This window comes from Gloeocapsa sp. PCC 7428, from assembly GCF_000317555.1.
Taxonomy (GTDB): Bacteria; Cyanobacteriota; Cyanobacteriia; order Cyanobacteriales; family Chroococcidiopsidaceae; genus Chroogloeocystis.
The window spans coordinates 54,120-73,454 of record NC_020051.1 but is presented as its reverse complement, the minus strand read 5'-3'; the positions used below and the strand labels follow the sequence as shown (position 1 = coordinate 73,454).

Genomic DNA, 19,335 nt, shown 5'->3' with positions numbered 1-19,335 from the left:
ATGAACAGCCACCAGCTTTTTCGCCGCAGTCGTGCCCGTTTGGCACTCTGGTATGCGCTTGTCATGGGGATAATTTTAAGCCTGTCTTGGTTCGGGATGTACCGAGCGCTCGTTCAAGCAAACTGGGCAGCACTAGAACGAGAAATTGAGTCGATCGCTGGAACGCTGCATGACAGTCTGGAACCCAGGCTATCTGCTTCAGAAGATCCGGCAGTTGTTTTACAGCGAATTTTTCCCGAATTATGTTTAGTAGGTCAATTTTGTAATATCAGTTCCACCTTGATTCAGCGCCATACAATCGGCATCAGCGATCGGAGTACCTACTACATTCGCTTGTTCGATCATCACGGCAAACTACTTGCTTTTTCACCTAATCAACCGCTGCCACTTCCTCAAACTTTCAACCCTGCTCCGTGGCAAACGTTTCGCACTACTGATAGGACTCGCTATCGCCAATTCACGACAATTTTGCACAGTGCTAATGCGAGACATCAGGCGGCTCAAACAACTAATCATCCATCCTGGGGCTATCTGCAAATTGGACGTACTTTAGCACCCTTCGATGCTGAAACCAGGCGAATGCAATGGACATTTATTATTGGATTCCCTATTGCGCTGGGTTTGGTGGTTATTTCAAGTTGGCGGCTCTCAGGCTTGGCAATGCAGCCCATTTACCAGTCCTATCAGCAACAACAACAGTTTACCGCCAATGCTGCTCATGAGTTGCGATCGCCTCTTGCTAGCTTACTGGCAACTATAGAAGCCATTTTGCGAGTTCCCCAATCAAATCAACAAAATATCCAAATTATGCTGCATACTGTTGAACGGCAAGGACGACGCTTGAGTCATTTGATCGCAGATTTACTCTTTTTGACTAGTCTTGAACAAGATTCGTCATTAAAGCCCTTTCAACCCTGTTGTTTGAATGACCTCATCAACGATTTGACCGAAGAGTTTTTAGAGCTTGCAACGGCATCAGATATTCACCTAACCAGCCAAATTCCTGATTTCGAGATCTACATCCTGGGTAACGAATCGCAGCTTTACCGCTTAGTGTCAAATTTAATTGCCAATGCCATTCAGTACACACCTAGTGGAGGACAGGTGAGCGCGAGTCTCACAGTGCGTGATCGCACTGCCGTAATTGCGGTAAAAGACACAGGGATTGGGATTCCGCTAGCTGAACAAACGCAAATTTTTGATCGCTTTTATCGTGTTGATGGAGACCGCTCTCGCAAAACTGGAGGAACAGGATTGGGGTTGGCGATTGCACTGGCAATTGCCCAAAAACATCAAGCCCATCTCAGTGTTGAAAGTCTAGTAGGACAAGGGAGCATTTTTACTTTAGAAATGGTGATTACAAACCATAGAACATTTAGGCACGATTGAAGCAAAATTTGAAGAATTCTCTTGTTTGTCAAGAATTTTGCTCTTGTAGATGCTCTGAAACCTCCTGATAAAGGCTGATGATATGCTGGTCGGCCAGACTGTAATAGACATTACGTCCTTCCCTGCGATATTTCACCAGGTGTTGCGATCGCAAAATTCGTAATTGATGTGATACCGCAGACTCGCTTACCTTCACAGCAGCCGCTAAATCACAGACACATAGTTCTCGATTCGCTAACGCAGACATCAGTCGCAAACGATTTGGATCGGCCAATGCATTAAAAAACTCTGCCATCTGTTGCGCCTTGTCTACAGGCATAATTTCTGGTTGTACCTGACGCACCTGCTCAAGATGAACGAGATGAGCGTCGCAACTGGGCATATCTTCATTATTCTGAGAAGACTGCGATTTTGGTGACAATTTGCTCATAGGGGTTAAAGTTAGCAGCTAAAAGCAGGGTGCAGGCTCAGTGTGGGTAAATGATTCTCATTCTAACACCTGAAATATATGAAGATATATTCATATATTTCAGAATTCGTGTTAAAGTTCAGAAAAGTTCCTCTGTAACTGCGTAATGAAATCCCTATGAATCAAATTCCGTCGCTTAAAACTCAGCAGATGCAGATCGGCGGCATGGACTGTGCAAGCTGTGCGGTAAAAATTGAAATAGCCTTGGAACGCTTAGCAGGTGTAGTTGAAGTATCTGTGAGCGCTGCAACTGAACGTTTGACAGTCTCCTACAACCCGCAAAAGGTGACTGAGGCAGACATCAGAAATCGAGTGGTGAGGTTGGGATATACCGTAGCAGTTGAGCAGCCCGCATTAAGCCGAACGATGGATATCATAGTGGGGGGCATGGATTGTCCCTCCTGTGTCGATAAAATTTCGACATCCCTCGAAAAATTGTCAGGTGTTACAGAAGCATCTGTCAATTTTGTTACTGGCAAGTTACGGGTCTCCTATAATCCGCAGCAGGTGAATGAAACAACCCTTCGCGATCGCATCACTGCTTTGGGTTATACCGTTATCACTCCCACACCGAAGCCTCACTCTGAGACACACGACCATGAGCACAATCGCGGGCATAGTCATGGCACGGGTGAGTTTAATCTCAAGGCAGAAATTGTTCCTGTGCTTTTAGTTGTGGCTCTTTTAGCTGGAGGAGTGATTTTTGAGGAGTCTTTGCACAACACACCTTATAGTTTGGGAGAATATGCGGTATTCATCCCTGCTTACCTAGTAAGTGGTTGGACTGTATTGAAGGCGGCTGGACGTAATATTTTACGCGGGCAAGTGTTTGACGAAAACTTTTTAATGACCATTGCGACTTTGGGCGCGATCGCCATTCACCAACTCCCCGAAGCCGTCGCCGTCATGCTGTTCTTTCGGGTTGGAGAACTATTTCAAGAATACTCTGTCGGGCGATCGCGCCGCTCTATCAAAGCACTGTTAGAAGTTCGCCCTGATACTGCCAATCTCAAAGCCAATGATACAGTCAAAGTTGTTTCTCCAGAAACAGTCAGGGTGGAAGATATAATTCTGGTTAAGCCAGGAGAAAAAATTCCTCTGGATGGTGAAGTTTTAGAGGGTAATTCGCAGCTTGATACCTCAGCTTTAACGGGAGAAGCTGTTCCCCGCACGGTAAAAACCGGAGAAATAGTTTTAGCAGGGATGATTAACCGGACGGGGTTACTGACTGTTCGAGTTACGAAACTGTTTGGTGAATCGTCGATCGCCAAGATTCTCGATTTGGTCGAAAATGCGACCAGTAAGAAAGCAGCAACGGAGAAATTTATCACTCGTTTTGCCCGCTACTACACACCAATTGTAGTTGTTCTGTCGCTGGCAGTTGCCCTCTTGCCACCTCTATTCATTCCTGGTGCAACTCACGAAGAATGGGTTTATCGTGCCCTAATTCTGCTCGTCATCTCCTGTCCTTGTGGGCTAGTGATTAGTATTCCATTAGGCTATTTTGGTGGTGTTGGCGGAGCTGCTAAACGAGGTATTTTAGTCAAAGGCTCGACGTTTTTAGATGCGCTCACAGATGTTAAAACGGTTGTTTTTGATAAGACCGGAACCTTAACCAAAGGCGTGTTCAAAGTTACTCAAATTGTCACTAAAAATGGCTTTTCCGAAGCAGAATTACTAACGTTAGCAGCTAAAGCTGAATTTCACTCCAATCATCCGGTTGCACAATCGATTCGAGAGGCTTACGGTCAACCCATCGATGATGCAGATGTGACAAATTACGAAGAAATTGCGGGTCATGGCATCCGAGCTAACGTGAGCAATCAAACGGTGCTGGCAGGAAATGACCGTCTCCTGCATCGAGAAAATATTGATCGCGATACTTGCAATGTAGAAGGAACTGTCGTTCATCTTGCGATTGATGGGCGCTATGCAGGCTACATCTTAATTGCAGATGAAATCAAAGAGGATGCGGTTCAAGCCATTCAAGACCTCAAGCGGGTTGGAGTTGCGCAAACAGTTATGCTCACAGGCGACAACAAAGCCGTTGCTCAAGGCATAGCCACGCGTTTGGGACTAGATTCTTACAAGGCTGAATTGCTACCGGAAGGCAAAGTAGAAGAGATCGAAGAGCTACTCAGTCGTTCGGGCAGAGGCAAAGTAGCATTTGTAGGTGACGGTATTAATGATGCTCCTGTCATTGCTAGAGCTGATATTGGCATAGCGATGGGTGGACTCGGTTCCGATGCTGCCATTGAAACAGCGGATGTCGTGATTATGACTGATGCACCCTCCAAGGTTGCTCAAGCTATTCAGGTGGCTAGAAAAACCCGCAAAATCGTACTACAGAACATTATCTTAGCAATGGCAGTTAAAGGTTTATTTATCGTACTAGGAATGTTTGGCGTAGCAACACTTTGGGAAGCGGTATTTGCGGATGTCGGTGTCGCACTTTTAGCAATTCTCAACGCAACTAGAGTTATTCGTTAAGTCACTTAAATTCATCAAGCTTTCTTCTTTCGACACAAAAAATACTATGCCTCGTAAACAGTCAATTCCCTGGATGCATCGCTGGTCGCGTCCCTTAATTGCAGGTATCGCTACGCTTGGGGCTGTAGTCACAGCATATTTAACTTACACAAAACTCACTGGTGATGCAGCGGCTTGTCCGACAAAAGGCTGTGACATTGTACTTTCGAGTCCCTACGCGACCGTGTTTGGTCAACCGCTAGCTTTATTTGGTTTTCTTGCCTACACCAGTATGATTGTCTTAGCGATCGCGCCGCTACTCGTTAGTTCGTCACGAAATCAGATCCGCGCTCAAATCGAGGCTTGGACAGGGCTAATGCTATTTCTCGGCGGCACTGCCATGCTGGTGTTCAGTATCTATCTGATGTATCTGTTGACGTTTGAGATCCAAGCGCCGTGTATCTATTGCATTGCCTCAGCAATTCTTTCGTTGAGCTTATTTGTTTTAGCTTTGCTGGGACGTGATTGGCAGGACATTGGACTACCACTGTTTGCTGGAGGTTTAGTCGCAATACTTGTAGTTGTAGGTACTTTGGGAGTTTATGCAAACATTAATAACCCAGCGATCGCTGAATCTAATCCTACACAACCTTCACCGGGAGGTTACACAATTACGACAACTTCGGGAGAGGCAGAAATTGCTTTAGCAAAGCATTTAGCAAAAGTCAAAGCAATCATGTACGGTGCATTTTGGTGTCCTCACTGCCACGACCAAAAGCAGCTATTTGGACAAGAAGCCGTTCAATATATTTCCTATATTGAGTGCGACCCTAGTGGCATCAATCCGCAACCACAGCGGTGTCAAGCTGCTAACGTTCAAGGATTTCCCACATGGTCGATTAATGGTCAGACCGTGACTGGCGTGCAAACCTTAGAGGAATTAGCTAAATTATCGGGCTACCAGGGACCGCGCAACTTCAAAAATTCGGAGTCACTACAGTCATGAAACTGATTGCTAGCAGATCCGCTCTCATCCACAAATGCAAGCAAGATGAGTTCTTATGAAACGAACAATTATCGATAAAATACAATCAATCATTGTGCTAGCGATCGCCAGTAGTTTGATCGTAGCTAACCCGCAAGTTGTTCAAGCACACGCCGCAAATCAATTGCGCAATAAAGTTGAAGTTAATCAGGAACTCAACGAGCTTTTGCAACAAGGGCGAAAGCTTGTTCAAGAAAGAAATTTCACCAAAGCGTTATCGCTTTATCAACACGCAGTTGAATTAGATCCAAAAAATCCGCAAATCTTTTCTGCGATTGGTTATATCCAAGCTGTTCAAAGTAACTTTCGAGAAGCATCGAATGCGTTACAGCAGGCAATTAAATTGGATCGGGATAACGCCAATTTTCACTACGCCCTAGCATATTCGCTAGCAAAATTGGGAGATAATCCCGCAGCCGCATCTGCCTACCGTCGCAGTATTGCTCTTGCAGCAAATAACGTCAACGCTTATTTAGGGTTAGGTATCGTACTGCTACGTCAACGCGATGACAACGCAGCATTGCAGGTGCTTCAGCGCGTGACAGAATTAGCACCCACAAACACGATCGCGTATCATCTAATGGGAACGCTTCTACTTCAGCAAAAGCGGTATTCAGAGGCAATTGCCAGCCTCCAGCAAGCAGCGCAGATCGCGCCACAAGACAGTACAATTCAGTTAGATTTGGGAATTGCCTGGTTGAATCAGCAACGGATGACAGAGGCAATCGCCGCGTTCGAGCGGGCTGCACAGCTCGATCGGAATAACAGTAAAATCCGGTTACAAATCGGCAAAATTCTCCAGTTGAAAGGTAATCTTGACGAGGCGCTGCGAGCGTATCAACAAGCCGTTGACATTCAACCCAACTTGATGGAAGCACGCAAGGCGATCGCAGATATTCTGTTAGAACAGCAGAATTACTTGATGGCGCTAGTAGCACATCGCCAGGTGATTGCGTTAGTACCGGAAGATGCTAATTCATACTACCATTTGGGAGTTGCTTTGCAAGCACGGGGACGTCTTCAAGAAGCGATCGCTGCCTTTACTCAAGCACGCAATCTTTATCAAAGTCAAGGCAAGAAGGAAGCTGCGCAGAATGTTGAAACAATCTTGCGCCAATTCCAAGTGCAATAGAAGCTTATGACACAAGCCAAAAATTACTACTATCAACAAATCAATTCGGTGGCATCTCAACATGGGCGAAGAATGCAACCAATTCATCTTTTGTGGATTGTTCTGGGGTTGCGGAGTATCTTTTTTCTAGTGGAGTTAGCAACTGGACTTTTGGTTCATAGTTTGTCTCTAATTGCTATTTCAGGACATATGCTAGTTGATGTGCTGTCAATTGTCATCGCTTTGGGTGCAGCTCGACTAACGCAGTATTCATCTCAAAATAATATAGCGATCGCTCCTCAGCAAATCGAAGCTTGGGCAGCACTCCTTAATAGCATAATCCTAATTGAAGTTGCGGCTTTACTCCTCTGGGGCATCATGAGACAAACACAACCACCAGAACTCAGCGCTGGTTTACCTATGTTGGTCATGGCAGCATTAGGATTTGTGGTCAGCGGGATAAATGCCAGCTTGCTTTATCAAGAAAGTCACCATAATCTAAATGTGCGTGGAGTGTTTTTACACGCGATCGCCGATGCAGCTAGTTCAGTAAGCTTAATTTTAGCCGCATTGGCATTGCTTTACTTCAAGTGGCTATGGGCAGATGTCGTTGCCAGTTTACTCGTTGCTGCACTCATTTTCTTGAACGCCCTCTCACTACTGAGAGATAGTCTCCAAATCCTCAAGCCAGAAATGCTTTAATGGCTAAACTTTACCAGACTTTTTCTACGCTTGCCCGCTATCCAGCGGGGGTAAGATTAGGAGTTTTTGTCGTTATTCTACTCCTATTGTGGCTACCTATCGCAGTTCCGATCTATTGGGTCTGGGGTACAAGTAACTTGACAAGCATAGTCACAATGCTTGCGTTGTATGGCGAGTTTATTTTTCTACTGCAACTTTGGGGGCAAAAAGTTCATCGACAAGTTCATCCGCTTGCAAGTCACGGGGTAAGCGGCACCCGCCGCAATGCGTTGGAGTTGTTAAAAGGAGTAGGCATTGGAGTCACAAGTCTTTTGTGCTTATTTATCTTGGAGGGTTTATTGAGTTGGTTAACCTGGCAGTCCTCAACGCAATTCCTACCCAAAATCATACTTGAAGGGTTAGGAGTAGCATTAGGCGTAGGATTTGCCGAGGAGTTATTATTTCGGGGCTGGCTAGTTGATGAGTTGCAATGGGATTATGGTTTCAAAGTTGCTTTATGGATTAGTAGCAGTATTTATGCAACGTTGCATTTTATTAAGCCTTGGGGAGAAGTTTTACGAACATTGCCCAGTTTTCCAGGATTGTTACTTTTGGGCTTAACTTTAGGTTGGGCAAGACAAGTTAGCCAAGGTCATTTGGGTTCAGCAATTGGATTGCACGCTGGTTTAGTCTGGGGTTACTACATTATCAATGTGGCAGAATTAGTGCGCTATTCCCAGCAAGTACCACCTTGGGTAACAGGCATTGATCGTAATCCTTTAGCAGGTGCAATGGGATTATTGTTTCTAAGCGTGATTGCCTTGAGTTTGCGAATTACTTCAAGTAATTAGTTCTACTTCAATCAGAGTAGTCAAGGTTGAAGACTACAAATAATTAATATTCTGATAATCATGAAGTATAAATACAATATCTAGATGTGCCAGTAATCAAGCTAACTTATACTCGTTTGATCCTCGACCTTCATACATAAGTATAAAAGTTGTTTTAGCTACTCTTTCTGAACATTTCATCCTAATTTCATAAACTTTTGCGAAACTATCCCTAGAGCCAATTGCCTTAACAAAATGAGATTACTTTCTATTGCAGAATAGGGGAGCAGAACCAATGCAGCAAGAGGACGGGCATCACAAACATCAGGATCATCCGCAACGAACAACACTTGATCGTCACGACCAACACGGGCACAATCAAGCCGAATCATCATCGCATAGTAAAGATAGAGCGCACAACAAGCACGCTGGACATAGCCCTGAGATGTTTAAATGGCGCTTTTTTATTTGCCTTTTCCTGACTTTGCCGATCCTCTACTTTTCACCTTTGTTTCAAGAATGGTTTGGCTACACTGCCATTCAGTTTCTTGGCGTGAACTTAGTCAGTCCTATTTTGGGAACAGCGATTTATTTCTATGGAGGCTGGGTATTCCTTCAAGGAGCCTTACGCGAATTTCAAAGCAAAATAGGGATGATGACCCTAATAGCCTTAGCAATTACAGTTGCTTATGTCTACAGTTTGGCAGTCTCTTTAGGGCTACGTGGAGAGCCTTTTTACTGGGAACTCGCAACCCTAGTAGATGTAATGTTGCTTGGTCATTGGATTGAATTGGTTTCAGTGCAGGGAGCAAGCCGTGCTTTGGAACATTTAGCAGATTTAGTGCCTTCTGTTGCACACCGACTAGTAAATGGTCAGATTGAGGATGTATCTGTAGGTGAATTGGCACAAGGAGAGCAAATTTTGATCCGCCCTGGGGAACAAATACCGATTGATGGTGAAGTAAAAGAAGGCGTGTCAAGTGTTAACGAAGCATTTCTCACAGGCGAATCGCGTCCTGTTACTAAACAGGCTGGTGATGAAGTCGTAGCAGGAGCCGTAAATGGAGAAGGCGCATTGACTGTAGTAGTGACGCGAACAGGCGAGCAAACAACACTTAGCCAGGTGATGCGTTTGGTTGAGGAGGCGCAATCTTCGCGAGGGCGGTTTCAAGCACTTGCAGACCAAATTGCTTACTGGTTAACCTTGATTGCAATTGCAATTGGTACCTTGACGTTAGTTATTTGGCTGATGCTAAATCCAGATCCAACTTTTGCAATCAATCGCAGCGTAACAGTATTAGTCATCACCTGTCCTCACGCTTTGGGTCTGGCAATTCCTCTGGTTATGGTTAATGCAACATCAATGTCTGCTAAGAATGGTATTTTAGTACGGAATCGAGAAGCCTTCGAGCGAGCGAGGAATATTAAAACAATTGCTTTTGATAAAACAGGCACTTTGACTGAAGGACAGTTTGGAGTACAGCGAATTTATGCTCAAGATATCAGTGACTTAGAAGCACTTGCGATCGCCGCCGCTTTAGAATCGCTATCGGAACATCCGCTAGCACAGGCAGTCGTGGAGGAAGCAAACAATCAGCAAGTGAAACTTCCGAAAGGAAGTGAGTTTCAATCGGTGACAGGCAAAGGAATAGAAGGTGTTGTTAACGGTAAAAGCTATCGAGTCGGGCGTTCAGAGTGGGCAGAAGAACTGGGTTTGATGTTTCCTACTGAGTTGCAAGCAGGATTAGAGAAAATTGAAGCGCGTGGAGAAAGCGCGATTGCACTACTAGACAATAGTCAGGTTCTTGCGATATTTGGGCTAGCTGACAAGATCCGCGAACGCGCGCGCGAAGCTGTTCAACAGCTGCAAGTCATGGATGTTCAGGTCGTAATGATTACCGGAGATGCCGAAGCTGTGGCAAAAACTGTTGCAGCGGAACTGAACATCGAGCAATATTATGCGCGTGTTTTACCTCAAGATAAAGCAGCAATCATCCAGCGGTTAAAAGCAAAAAGCCCAACGGCATTTGTTGGTGATGGAATTAATGATGCTGCCGCTTTATTTAACGCAGATCTAGGAATTGCAATTGGTGCAGGGACAAATGTAGCAATAGAATCAGCTGACTTGGTGTTAGTTGAAAATGACCCGCTTGATGTAACGTATACACTTCAACTTGCTAAAGCAACTTATAACAAGATGATTCAGAATTTGTTTTGGGCTACTGGGTATAACGTAGTTGGAATTCCATTAGCGGCTGGAGTTGCTGCCCCTCTAGGTATTCTACTCTCACCGGCATTGGGAGCCGTGTTCATGAGCCTTTCTACTGTAATTGTGTCAATTAACGCGATGTTGTTGCGCCGAGTCCAGTTAACCTAATTCGACCGATGCTCTCGGTCAGTTACAAGCCCCATTCCCCTGTGGGTAGGGCGGTTGACTTACTCAAGTCCTCCAGATTGCGGATCTGAACTAGCTGCGCGCTGTAATCTTGCTAACGCCCGATTGTAGTCTAAAATTGCCGTGACGCGATTGCCTTCGGCGTTGGTGAGGTCGTTTTCTGCATCGATGACTTCGGTTTGCGTCCCGACTCCGGCTTGGAAGCGTAAGCGTGCTAATCGCAATGCTTCGCGTGCTTGTTCTAATGCGACCGATGCAGTTTGAATGTTTGCTAAGTTTGATTGAAGCGTGTTGTAAGCTTCTTCCACTTCAAAACGGACTTGGTTGCGCGTGTCGGCAAAATTTGTCTCGGCGATCGCAATATTAGCTTCTTCTTGTCTTGCTCTAGCGCGGGCGGCTCCCCCATCATATAAATTTAACGACACGTTGGCTCCCAGCGAGTAACCATCTGCTAGACCAGCTCCATCATCAAACACATCTAGAACGTTATAACTTGTCACCAAACTGACGCGTGGTCCTAATTGAGATAATGCCAAGCGTCGCTGTGCTTCACTGATATTGCGCTGTACAAGTTGCTGTTCGAGTTCTGCACGATTGCGAAACGCCAGCACAATACTGTCTTCTAGAGGCAAATTCCATAACCCTGAGATTTGCACGGGGTCAGCCGCAGAAACATTTACCAATTGTGCGATACTCAGTCGCGATGCTAGCTGACGACGACTTGTTTGTTGTTGACCCAACGCATTAGTTAAATCTTGTGTAGCGTTTGCTAACTGTACTTCCGCTTGTAGTACAGCAAATCGAGTCCCTACTCCTGCTTGCTCTAACGCTTGGGCATCGCGTAAACTCGCTTGAGCATTGGTGACAGCAGATTGATTGATCCGGACTAGTTCATCAGCTGCTTGCAAATTGTAGTAATCATCTGCAACATTCAAACGCAACTCTTCTGTAGCTTGCTCTAGCTGCAATTCACTCAAGCGCACTTGTTCTTCGGCGGCACGAATTCGCGAACTTCTTTCGCCGGAAGTATAAAGGTTGTAACTCAGTTCCGCTGTTCCACTGAGCACGGTGCTGATTGAACCTTCGTCCGTTTGGGGAATGCCTTGATTTTCTTGAATACGTTGCTGCAACTCCGATTGGGCTGAGCGCGAGCGCGAAATTCCTGAATTTACACCGACACTAGGATACAATGCGGAGCGTGCTTCGCGTAGTGCTGCACGACTGCGTTCAACTGTGAGTCTGGCGACTTGTAACTGTCGATTGTTTCGCTGTGCCAGTTCCAACGCTTGTTGTAGTGTGATTGGCTGCGTACCCTGGACGCGTACTTCTTCCGGTCGTGTAGGAAATTGTAGTGGGTTGGGATTGGGATTGAGATAATTTGGAGCTTCTGTTGATAACCCTGGACTAGGGGAGCTACTGGGAGTAGAGTTTAAATTGTTTTGAATTGGAGTGCTTGTACGCACTGGTACTATTACATCTTGTAGTTGCTTAGAAAATTCGTTTGCCTGAGATTGAATACTCTGACTCGAACTATCAATGTTTTGCTGAGTAATTGATAAAACGTTTTGAGACCTACTTGGCTCAATGTTTCCTAAAGCCGTTACTGTGCTTATACTTACAGCTATAAAATAGCGAGTATAGCTCAAAATATTAATTCTCACTCCTTTTCATCCTACTTATTGATAGTTTTCGATCAGTTTTTTATGAATTAATACGCAAGCGATCGCATAGAATCTTGTCCATTAAGACTGTACTAGGTATTTCGCTACTGTAGATTTCTAAATAAGTAATTGGTAGTGCAAAGAACAAGATACGTTGTCCTGGAAAAATAACTCGTTCAAACCAGCTACTAATTGGGTTGGCAATCCGCAAAATTTGAACTTGTCTTGTAGTATTAACATAGCCACAAAGAATTTGTTCAAAGCGTTCATCAAATAAAGCAGCAGACATTTGAGCCATAATTGTTAGTATTAAATAATGGCTTTTTAGTAAAAATACTACTGTTTAGTCAGCTTAAGGTTTGAAAATTGATTGATTATTGAAGGCAACTGAATTATAAAAGTGCTACCTTTACCTAGTTCACTCTGCACCTGTAAGCTACCTCCGTGTGTTTGGACGATTGCTTGCGCGATCGCCAACCCTAACCCTGAACCACCTGTATGACGAGCGCGATCGCTACTGACGCGATAAAAGCGGTCGAAAATCCGTTTTTGCTCTAAAGGTGCAATGCCAATACCTGTGTCTTGAACTTGAATAATTCCATGGCGATCGCTGTAATTCAAAGCAATATTCACTTGACCATCTGTAAGGGTGTATTGAATAGCATTAACAATAATATTAGAAACCAAGCGATACAACTGTTCCTCATCACCGATAACTTTTATCTGTTGATGCACCCTTGCCTCATAACTGATTGTTACTTTAGCTGCGATCGCTAAGGCCGCAAGTTCTTCGACTAAATCGCTAACAATATCATTCAGATAACAAATTTGGCGTCGTATTGGTATGGGTTGTCGCTCTATACGAGCAAGTAGTAGTAAATCAGCAACCAATGTCGTGAGCCGCCGATTCTGACGCTCAATTGTGCGTAAGATATTCCGTGCTTCTGATTCAGGTAAGTTAGGCATTCCCGATACTGATTCTACCGTTGCAGCAACTGCTGCTAAAGGCGTTCGCAGTTCGTGAGCAACATCTGCGGTAAACTGTTGAATTTGGCTGTATGATTCGTAAATGGGTTGCATTGCAAATCCTGCTAACCACCAACTCGCACTGCCTACTAAAACCATAGCAAGTGGTAAACCCAGCAATAAAACTAGTTTCACATTAGCAAGGTAATTATCGACATCGTTGAGACTTCGTCCCATCTGCATATATCCCCAAGGGCGATTGTCTTGCGTGTGCAGTGGTAAGGAAATTTGATGATAGCGATTTCCTTTAGTATCTTGAACTGTTTGCCAAGTGATCTCTCCTGAGGTAGTAGGTAATCCCTCTGGCTGAAACCCCGCCGTAGTAACGGTCTGTCCCGCCGTGTTTAATAACTTTATAAAGTAATCGCCTTGGTGAATAGCTCCAAGGATATGTTGTTGCGGCTTCCGCTCTGGTAAGAGTTGCTGAGCAGTTGGTTCTACACGTCCAGGCTGCTTTAATACACTTTCAACACTATCATGTAATGTTCCAGCAACTGACTCTAGTTCTCGATCTAAAGTTTGCCAATGGGCATGAACAAGCGCTTGGTATAAACCCAGCGCACATATACTTAAGACTAAACCCATCGCAGCAGAGTAGCAACCTGCTAACTTCCAACGAGTCAGATAAAAAAGCTTATTTTGGTTCATGGGTTGCATTTAGTCGATATCCCATGCCGTGTAGAGTTTCAATCAAACCATCATTTCCAAACTGACCTAATTTACGTCGCAATAAACGCATCTGAGCAGCTACTACATTGCTGGTTGGCTCGGCGCTTACTTCCCACAATTGATGACGAATTTGCTCACTGGTAACAATTTGGTTGGAATGCTTCATGAAATACTCTAGCAGTTGAAACTCCTTTGTTGTTAGAGGAACCACTTGTGCATTAGTTGACTGATTCTGAATACTAACTGTGCGCGTAGTGTAATCTAAGCTAAGGCTACCTACTTGAAGTTTTTGGGGTGAAAGTTGAGGCGATCGCCGCTGCAATGCTCGCAATCGTGCTAGCAATTCTGCCATACCAAATGGTTTGACGAGATAATCATCTGCTCCAGCGTCTAATCCTGCAACCTTATCTTCCATGCGATCTTTAGCTGTAAGCATCAACACTGGTAAACAGCTACCCCGAAGTCGTAACCGCTTGCATAGTTCTAAACCAGATACTCCTGGAAGTAACCAATCAAAAATGGCTAGTGTATATTGTGTCCACTGACCATCTAAATAGTTCCACGCTTCAGTACCATTCAAAACTAAGTCAACTATGTATCTTTCCTGATTTAGAGTACGCTTGATTGCACATCCTAAATCTGGTTCATCCTCAACTAACAGCACTCTCATAACACTCAATCATTTTCAATAAGTATTACAGTATACAAATTTGTATCTGCTTAAGTAATTGTAAGGTTTATCCTTAAAGATAGATTGACACAAGATTATGAAATCAGAATGAAATATTAGTGGAAATGAGGATGTTAAGATAAATTAAGCGAGACAGCCTTAAGTAAATCGTTTTCAGAAAATTTGCGAAGTTCTCAAGGCTGTAGAAAATCATCTTAATAACAGCTAGGGAAGTTTATGCTTCTTCTAGGTGGTACTATTTATTTTTCATCTGCTACACACTCCATAATTTGTTGTTTGCTACAACTCTTTAATATTGTCAAGCCTCAGAAAACATTGCTACAAAACGTCTATATTAACAGTTATTCATGGCACGGATCCCTACTCTAGTAGCACCACCTGTAGGCTCTGCTATAGACGCAGATTGACACATTTTCCGACGATGAGTTTTTGTAAATTGCTGGGAGCCTTTGTTACATCGCTCTATGGCTTGAAGCCGAATTCTAGTAGCACCTCCGCTAGGTTCAGCTATAGGAATATTTTGGCATGTTCTTGCATGAGAACTACTTGTATTTGCAAAAGCAGTAGGCTCAAAAGAAACTATACCTAGAAAAAGTGTAGTTCCGAATACTATCAACAGTTTATTCATGACAAACCTCTCTAATGTATTGGTGTAAGTTGTGAAAACACAACTTAATCTTTGACTATTTGAGTTGTAAGAGATAGTTTTACCAATCAGAAGTAACAACTAAGTAAAATCTGAAGAAAACTACTCCATGTAATTGAAAAATACATAAAAGTTCATTAGAAATGTTTACTTTCTCTTTCTAAATTTTATGTAAATTGAGGTTCTTCACCTCTTACTTCTCTATCTTTTAAGCAGCAATCTACTACTCATAAGTTTGGATTTGAGCTGTACCAAATAGAACATCTTCTTCCATATTTTGATTTTTGCCACTTACCGAATAACGCCAAGTTTTTCTGTATCCAGGAAATGGAGTTTGGACTCCTTTCATCGAAACTGTAAGAATTGTTTCTGGAGATACTGGTCGAGAAAAAGCGACAGTAGCTTTTTTGTCATTGATAGAAACATCAGCATCTAATTTCTTGCCAGATTGATCCGTAACTTCAACTCCTCGCCTAATCTTAACGCCCTCTGGTAAATCTATTGAAATTTGTGATAAATCGCTCCCTTGAACGTGTAGTTTAAAATGATGCATAGCGCTTAAAGCGCGAGCATCATTGGGATGTGCATTGCTATGAAAGAGATGAGAAAAAGATGTTTCACCTGGAACTCCCTCCGCAAAAGCAGCTGGGACTGAATATATACTCAATAAAGTCAAAGTAGTAAGCGAAATTAGTTTTTTCATTGAAATTGCCCTTTGGAATTCAAGAGAGAAAATCATATTCTTCTTATTTACTATCCTGACAGGTAATAATGAAATTAGAATGAAATATATACACTAGATAAACAAAATGTTTATGCTTTATCAAAGCACTTTAAACTTATCGCATCAAAGCATTAATAATGATTGAATACATAATTTAAAGAATCTATACTTGAGAACCACTAGCTAAGCTAAATAAAGAAACTTTAATTCATTCTTATTAAGAAATATGTATCCCTCAAAAATATTATGACTCTTGAGGTCTAATGAAGCAATAAGGGAAATGCTTTTCACTTATCTTATGATAGATTGTCTCTACTGAAAGAAAGTATTGCTCAAGACAGCAAAAAAATCAGTATTCTCAAAGTTTGAAAAATGCGAAGTTCCTATACGATTTTTGCTTCTGCACTTGGATTTAATGCCTATTAGAGCTTTAGAATGATATATTTTGATAGAAAAAAATAGGCTTTTCGCTTGTACTTGAGTAGCACAGTGGAAAAGCCCAATGTTGCATTAAGGGTGTAAGTGATTAAATACTATTATACGAACATGAAAATGAAATTAGTATGAAATACACTACACAACAGTCATTTTTTTTGAATTCGTAACTATTAGTATAATAACCAGCACATATCTACCTAAAAATTAGTAGCAACAAATTGATTATCATAGTCAAATTGATTTCAGGTTTATGTTAAGTTGGTTTTAGAAAAGCTGACAATAAAATAAACTTCTCCTACTAAAAGGCTTTTTATGAGATAAGCATGACGGGTAACATTTACTTTTTTAGACCTGAGCATCACTTCAGGTCTAAAAAGTATAAGTGTAATGCCATCAATACGTTTGAATTCTAGCCATACCAATTCTTATGTCTTCGGTCATTCCTGTCTTCCTTGCATAAACTGGGTAAAGCCATACACGACCAAGCAATGATAATTGCGATCTAACTCCTTTCATAGAGACTGATAGCGTTGTACCTGTACGTATAGGTTGTGAAAAAGCGATCGCAATCTTCCTATCGTTGACAGAAATCGTATTATCAATTTTTTTGCCAGATTCATCAGTAACAACAATGCGATCGCTTACTTTCATTCCCTTTGGTACATCAATAGTAAGTTGTGACAAATCACCACCCTGAACGTGTACTTCAAAATGATGTGTTGCAGATAAACGAGCATTGTTGGGATGTGCTCCACTATGAACAAGATGAGAAGCTTTCGCATCACGTAAAACTCCTCCTGCTAAAGCATCTGGAACTGAAGACGCGATCGCGATTGTAAAAACAGTAGAGAAGATTAATTTATTCATTGCAAAAGTCCTTAAGCAGTTATATTAGTAAACTCCTTATTTAATAGCTTGACATTACCAAGTGAAATTAAAGTGAAATATTAAACATTTAGAACTACAATATATTACTTATTTTGTATTCTGTTTATTTTCAAAGCAATTAATAATACCAATAATTCAACTAAGTAGTATTTAATTGAGGTTTTATCATCAAAATGATTTGTTATAGTCTATATTAATAATCTTCTTCCTTTATTATAGAAGAGAAAATTTTTAAAAAAATAAACCCAAGTGAATTAGGAAATGTTATAGTTTAGTCTAATGCTTTATTTCAAGAAACATTAAGAACTCCTCTAATTTATTTTTCTTATTAATTTAATTCAGAATAATTTTAATAGTTTAGTTAGTGTCCTTGTCTGTTTTGTATTATTGATGGCAAGGACACATTTCAGTCTAATTGTGTTTAGAATTCAAAGGTAGTCCGAATTGTTCCAACATAGATTGTGTCATTATCATTGTTATGTTCTGGATTGAAAATTACAAATGCTCCTGGAGTAATTGAAACATTTTCTGTGAGTTTAAAACGGTAAAAACCTTCAAGATGATAAGAGGTATTTTGATCCTCTATCAGATCGCTATCGACTACCTTCGGTGGTTGACCAAAGATAATAGAAGCAAGATTACCTTCTTTGCCCAAATCTGGAAAAGAAACCGCCGCAGCCCAATTAAAAATCCTGGCTTCATTTCCCTCAATAACACCTAAACCACTAGCTTGTGCTTTAGCCCAGGTATAACCAGCCCAACCTGATAAAATCAAACCTTCACCTACTCCTAACTGTGCTTGTGCGCCAACAGAATCAGCTGAAGTTGCAACTCCTAATGGGTCTTGAGCAATGCCACTACCTGTACTGCCTGTGAGATTGACCTCACCCCCAGGCGCATAAGAACGGACATAAGATAAACCTAGTTTAAAATTATTGGTTGCATTAAAGACTACATTGGTGAAAGCTGCATATGCACCATCAGAAAGACCAGCCTTTTGACTAGGGTTACTAGCAAAATCAGTTGGGACTAAATATCCAGCAGCTAAAGTAAAGGTGTCATTTAGCTTAAAGTCAAACGCAAGCCCTGAACTGTCATCTGGTATTCGCAAAACTGGATTGAGACGACCAAAACGGGAAACAGCCCCATCACCACTACTATAGAAAGGGCTGACTACATCAATAAAATCTCTTGGTTCAAAACTGTTGAGTGCAAGAAAGACTCTAAACTGGTTGTTGAGTGGAAAACGGTAAAAGAAGTCATCAATAATAACATCATTACCTTCGTCACCATCAAATCCCAAGCGGGTCATTGAGGTACCAGTTTCTCCAGTGTTGTTATCAATATTACGAGCTTGTAAACGAGTTCTTAAAAGATCTCTACCAGTAAAGCTAGTATCAAAGTTTAATCGCGCGCGGACAGCAGCAATGGTATTGTACTCTAAGTCACTTCCACCAACAGCTGAATCACCAAAAACATCAGCTAAGCCAAATACAACTTCCCCACCTAACTTGGTAGTAGTAGAGAACTGATTAGCTTCTAGTTCGGCTGTTTGTGCTTCTAATGCATCCACGCGACCGCGCAATGTGGCTAGTTCTGCTGAAAATTCTTCTTGTAATCGCTGTAAAGTTGCTAGGTCTTCCCGATTCACTGCGTCTGCAGTTGCTGTGGCAATGAGTTCGTTTACTCGGTCTAAACAAGCATTTAAACCAGCAGCAAATTCATAGCGCGTCAAAGCCCGATTGCCCCTATAAGTACTATCAGGGTACCCAGCAATACAGCCATAACGTTCTACTAAAGATTGCAGTGCCTGGAATGCCCAATCGGTGGGTTGTACGTCAGATAATTGAGAAACTGATGTAACTTGAGCTAGTGCATCCAAAGCTGAGGGATTTTCGATAGTTTGATAAGTATTAGCTAGCTTTACATCTGGAGGTTGAGGTCTGGAAGAAGACAAGATATCTTCTGAAACACTTTTGATAGAAGAAGTAGTGCTTGCTACAAAAACTTGTGGATTGATAGAGTTTTGTTTTAGTGAAGTGCTATCTTGAGTTGTAACAATAGTAGAAGAGTTAGATACTAACGCCCTCACAGGTACTTCACTAGCTTGAGTACGTTCAAGCAAAAGAAATATAGCACTTAAGAGTGTTGGGCTTAGTTTTAAAACACTCCAGAAAAGTTTCTGCATAATTTTGCTCACACC

At 42.3% G+C, this 19,335-nt stretch carries 15 protein-coding genes and 1 pseudogene; 8 read left to right on the top strand and 8 right to left on the bottom strand.

Features of this window, described 5'->3' with window-relative positions; translation table 11 throughout:
* Positions 1-1,389, top strand: coding sequence for a two-component system sensor histidine kinase RppB (gene rppB / locus GLO7428_RS24915; protein WP_015328567.1), 1,389 nt, complete (start codon positions 1-3; stop codon positions 1,387-1,389).
* A 28-nt stretch (positions 1,390-1,417) separates the two neighbouring features.
* Here the strand turns inward: rppB (GLO7428_RS24915) and GLO7428_RS24910 are convergent, their stop codons facing one another.
* The gene (locus GLO7428_RS24910) at positions 1,418-1,819 is read right to left on the bottom strand and encodes a helix-turn-helix transcriptional regulator (protein ID WP_015328566.1); all 402 of its coding nucleotides are present in this window, start codon (positions 1,817-1,819) and stop codon (positions 1,418-1,420) included.
* 156 nt (positions 1,820-1,975) lie between these two features.
* On the opposite strand from GLO7428_RS24910, the pseudogene GLO7428_RS29865 reads away from it, so the two are divergent.
* The 7 genes and pseudogenes from GLO7428_RS29865 to GLO7428_RS24880 all read left to right on the top strand — a co-directional run.
* A pseudogene (locus GLO7428_RS29865) lies at positions 1,976-2,182 on the top strand (cation transporter); the annotation flags it as partial.
* A 42-nt stretch (positions 2,183-2,224) separates the two neighbouring features.
* The gene (locus tag GLO7428_RS24905) at positions 2,225-4,348 is read left to right on the top strand and encodes a heavy metal translocating P-type ATPase (RefSeq protein ID WP_041919589.1); all 2,124 of its coding nucleotides are present in this window, start codon (positions 2,225-2,227) and stop codon (positions 4,346-4,348) included.
* 46 nt (positions 4,349-4,394) lie between these two features.
* The gene (locus GLO7428_RS24900; protein ID WP_015328564.1) at positions 4,395-5,333 is read left to right on the top strand and encodes a vitamin K epoxide reductase family protein; all 939 of its coding nucleotides are present in this window, start codon (positions 4,395-4,397) and stop codon (positions 5,331-5,333) included.
* 55 nt (positions 5,334-5,388) lie between these two features.
* Positions 5,389-6,504, top strand: a complete 1,116-nt coding sequence (locus GLO7428_RS24895; protein ID WP_015328563.1) for a tetratricopeptide repeat protein — start codon at positions 5,389-5,391, stop codon at positions 6,502-6,504.
* A gap of 6 nt (positions 6,505-6,510) precedes the next feature.
* A complete protein-coding gene (locus GLO7428_RS24890) occupies positions 6,511-7,185 on the top strand; it encodes a cation diffusion facilitator family transporter (RefSeq protein ID WP_015328562.1) in 675 nt (224 codons plus the stop codon).
* Positions 7,185-8,015, top strand: a complete 831-nt coding sequence (locus GLO7428_RS24885; protein WP_015328561.1) for a CPBP family intramembrane glutamic endopeptidase — start codon at positions 7,185-7,187, stop codon at positions 8,013-8,015. Before GLO7428_RS24890 ends, GLO7428_RS24885 begins: the two co-directional genes overlap by 1 nt.
* Before the next feature lie 274 nt (positions 8,016-8,289).
* The gene (locus GLO7428_RS24880) at positions 8,290-10,371 is read left to right on the top strand and encodes a heavy metal translocating P-type ATPase (protein ID WP_015328560.1); all 2,082 of its coding nucleotides are present in this window, start codon (positions 8,290-8,292) and stop codon (positions 10,369-10,371) included.
* 59 nt (positions 10,372-10,430) lie between these two features.
* On the opposite strand, the gene GLO7428_RS24875 is transcribed toward GLO7428_RS24880, so the two are convergent.
* The 7 genes from GLO7428_RS24875 to GLO7428_RS24845 form a co-directional block, all read right to left on the bottom strand.
* Complete coding sequence (locus GLO7428_RS24875; protein WP_246841447.1) at positions 10,431-11,852, bottom strand: TolC family protein; 1,422 nt, start codon at positions 11,850-11,852, stop codon at positions 10,431-10,433.
* Positions 11,853-12,090: 238 nt separating this feature from the next.
* Complete coding sequence (locus tag GLO7428_RS24870) at positions 12,091-12,348, bottom strand: DUF1830 domain-containing protein (protein WP_015328558.1); 258 nt, start codon at positions 12,346-12,348, stop codon at positions 12,091-12,093.
* Between the two features lie 38 nt (positions 12,349-12,386).
* Positions 12,387-13,724: a two-component system sensor histidine kinase RppB gene (gene rppB, locus GLO7428_RS24865; protein ID WP_041919569.1), complete on the bottom strand. Its 1,338-nt coding sequence runs from the start codon at positions 13,722-13,724 to the stop codon at positions 12,387-12,389.
* Positions 13,711-14,415 (bottom strand): two-component system response regulator RppA, encoded by a 705-nt coding sequence (gene rppA, locus GLO7428_RS24860; RefSeq protein WP_015328556.1) that lies wholly within the window; start codon positions 14,413-14,415, stop codon positions 13,711-13,713. Before rppA ends, rppB (GLO7428_RS24865) begins: the two co-directional genes overlap by 14 nt.
* A gap of 890 nt (positions 14,416-15,305) precedes the next feature.
* Positions 15,306-15,785, bottom strand: a complete 480-nt coding sequence (locus tag GLO7428_RS24855; RefSeq protein WP_015328554.1) for a DUF2808 domain-containing protein — start codon at positions 15,783-15,785, stop codon at positions 15,306-15,308.
* An 852-nt stretch (positions 15,786-16,637) separates the two neighbouring features.
* Positions 16,638-17,111, bottom strand: a complete 474-nt coding sequence (locus GLO7428_RS24850) for a DUF2808 domain-containing protein (RefSeq protein ID WP_015328553.1) — start codon at positions 17,109-17,111, stop codon at positions 16,638-16,640.
* 442 nt (positions 17,112-17,553) lie between these two features.
* Positions 17,554-19,320 carry an iron uptake porin gene (locus GLO7428_RS24845; RefSeq protein ID WP_015328552.1) on the bottom strand — a complete coding sequence of 589 codons (1,767 nt, stop codon included), beginning with the start codon at positions 19,318-19,320 and terminating at the stop codon, positions 17,554-17,556.
* Positions 19,321-19,335 lie beyond the last annotated feature (15 nt).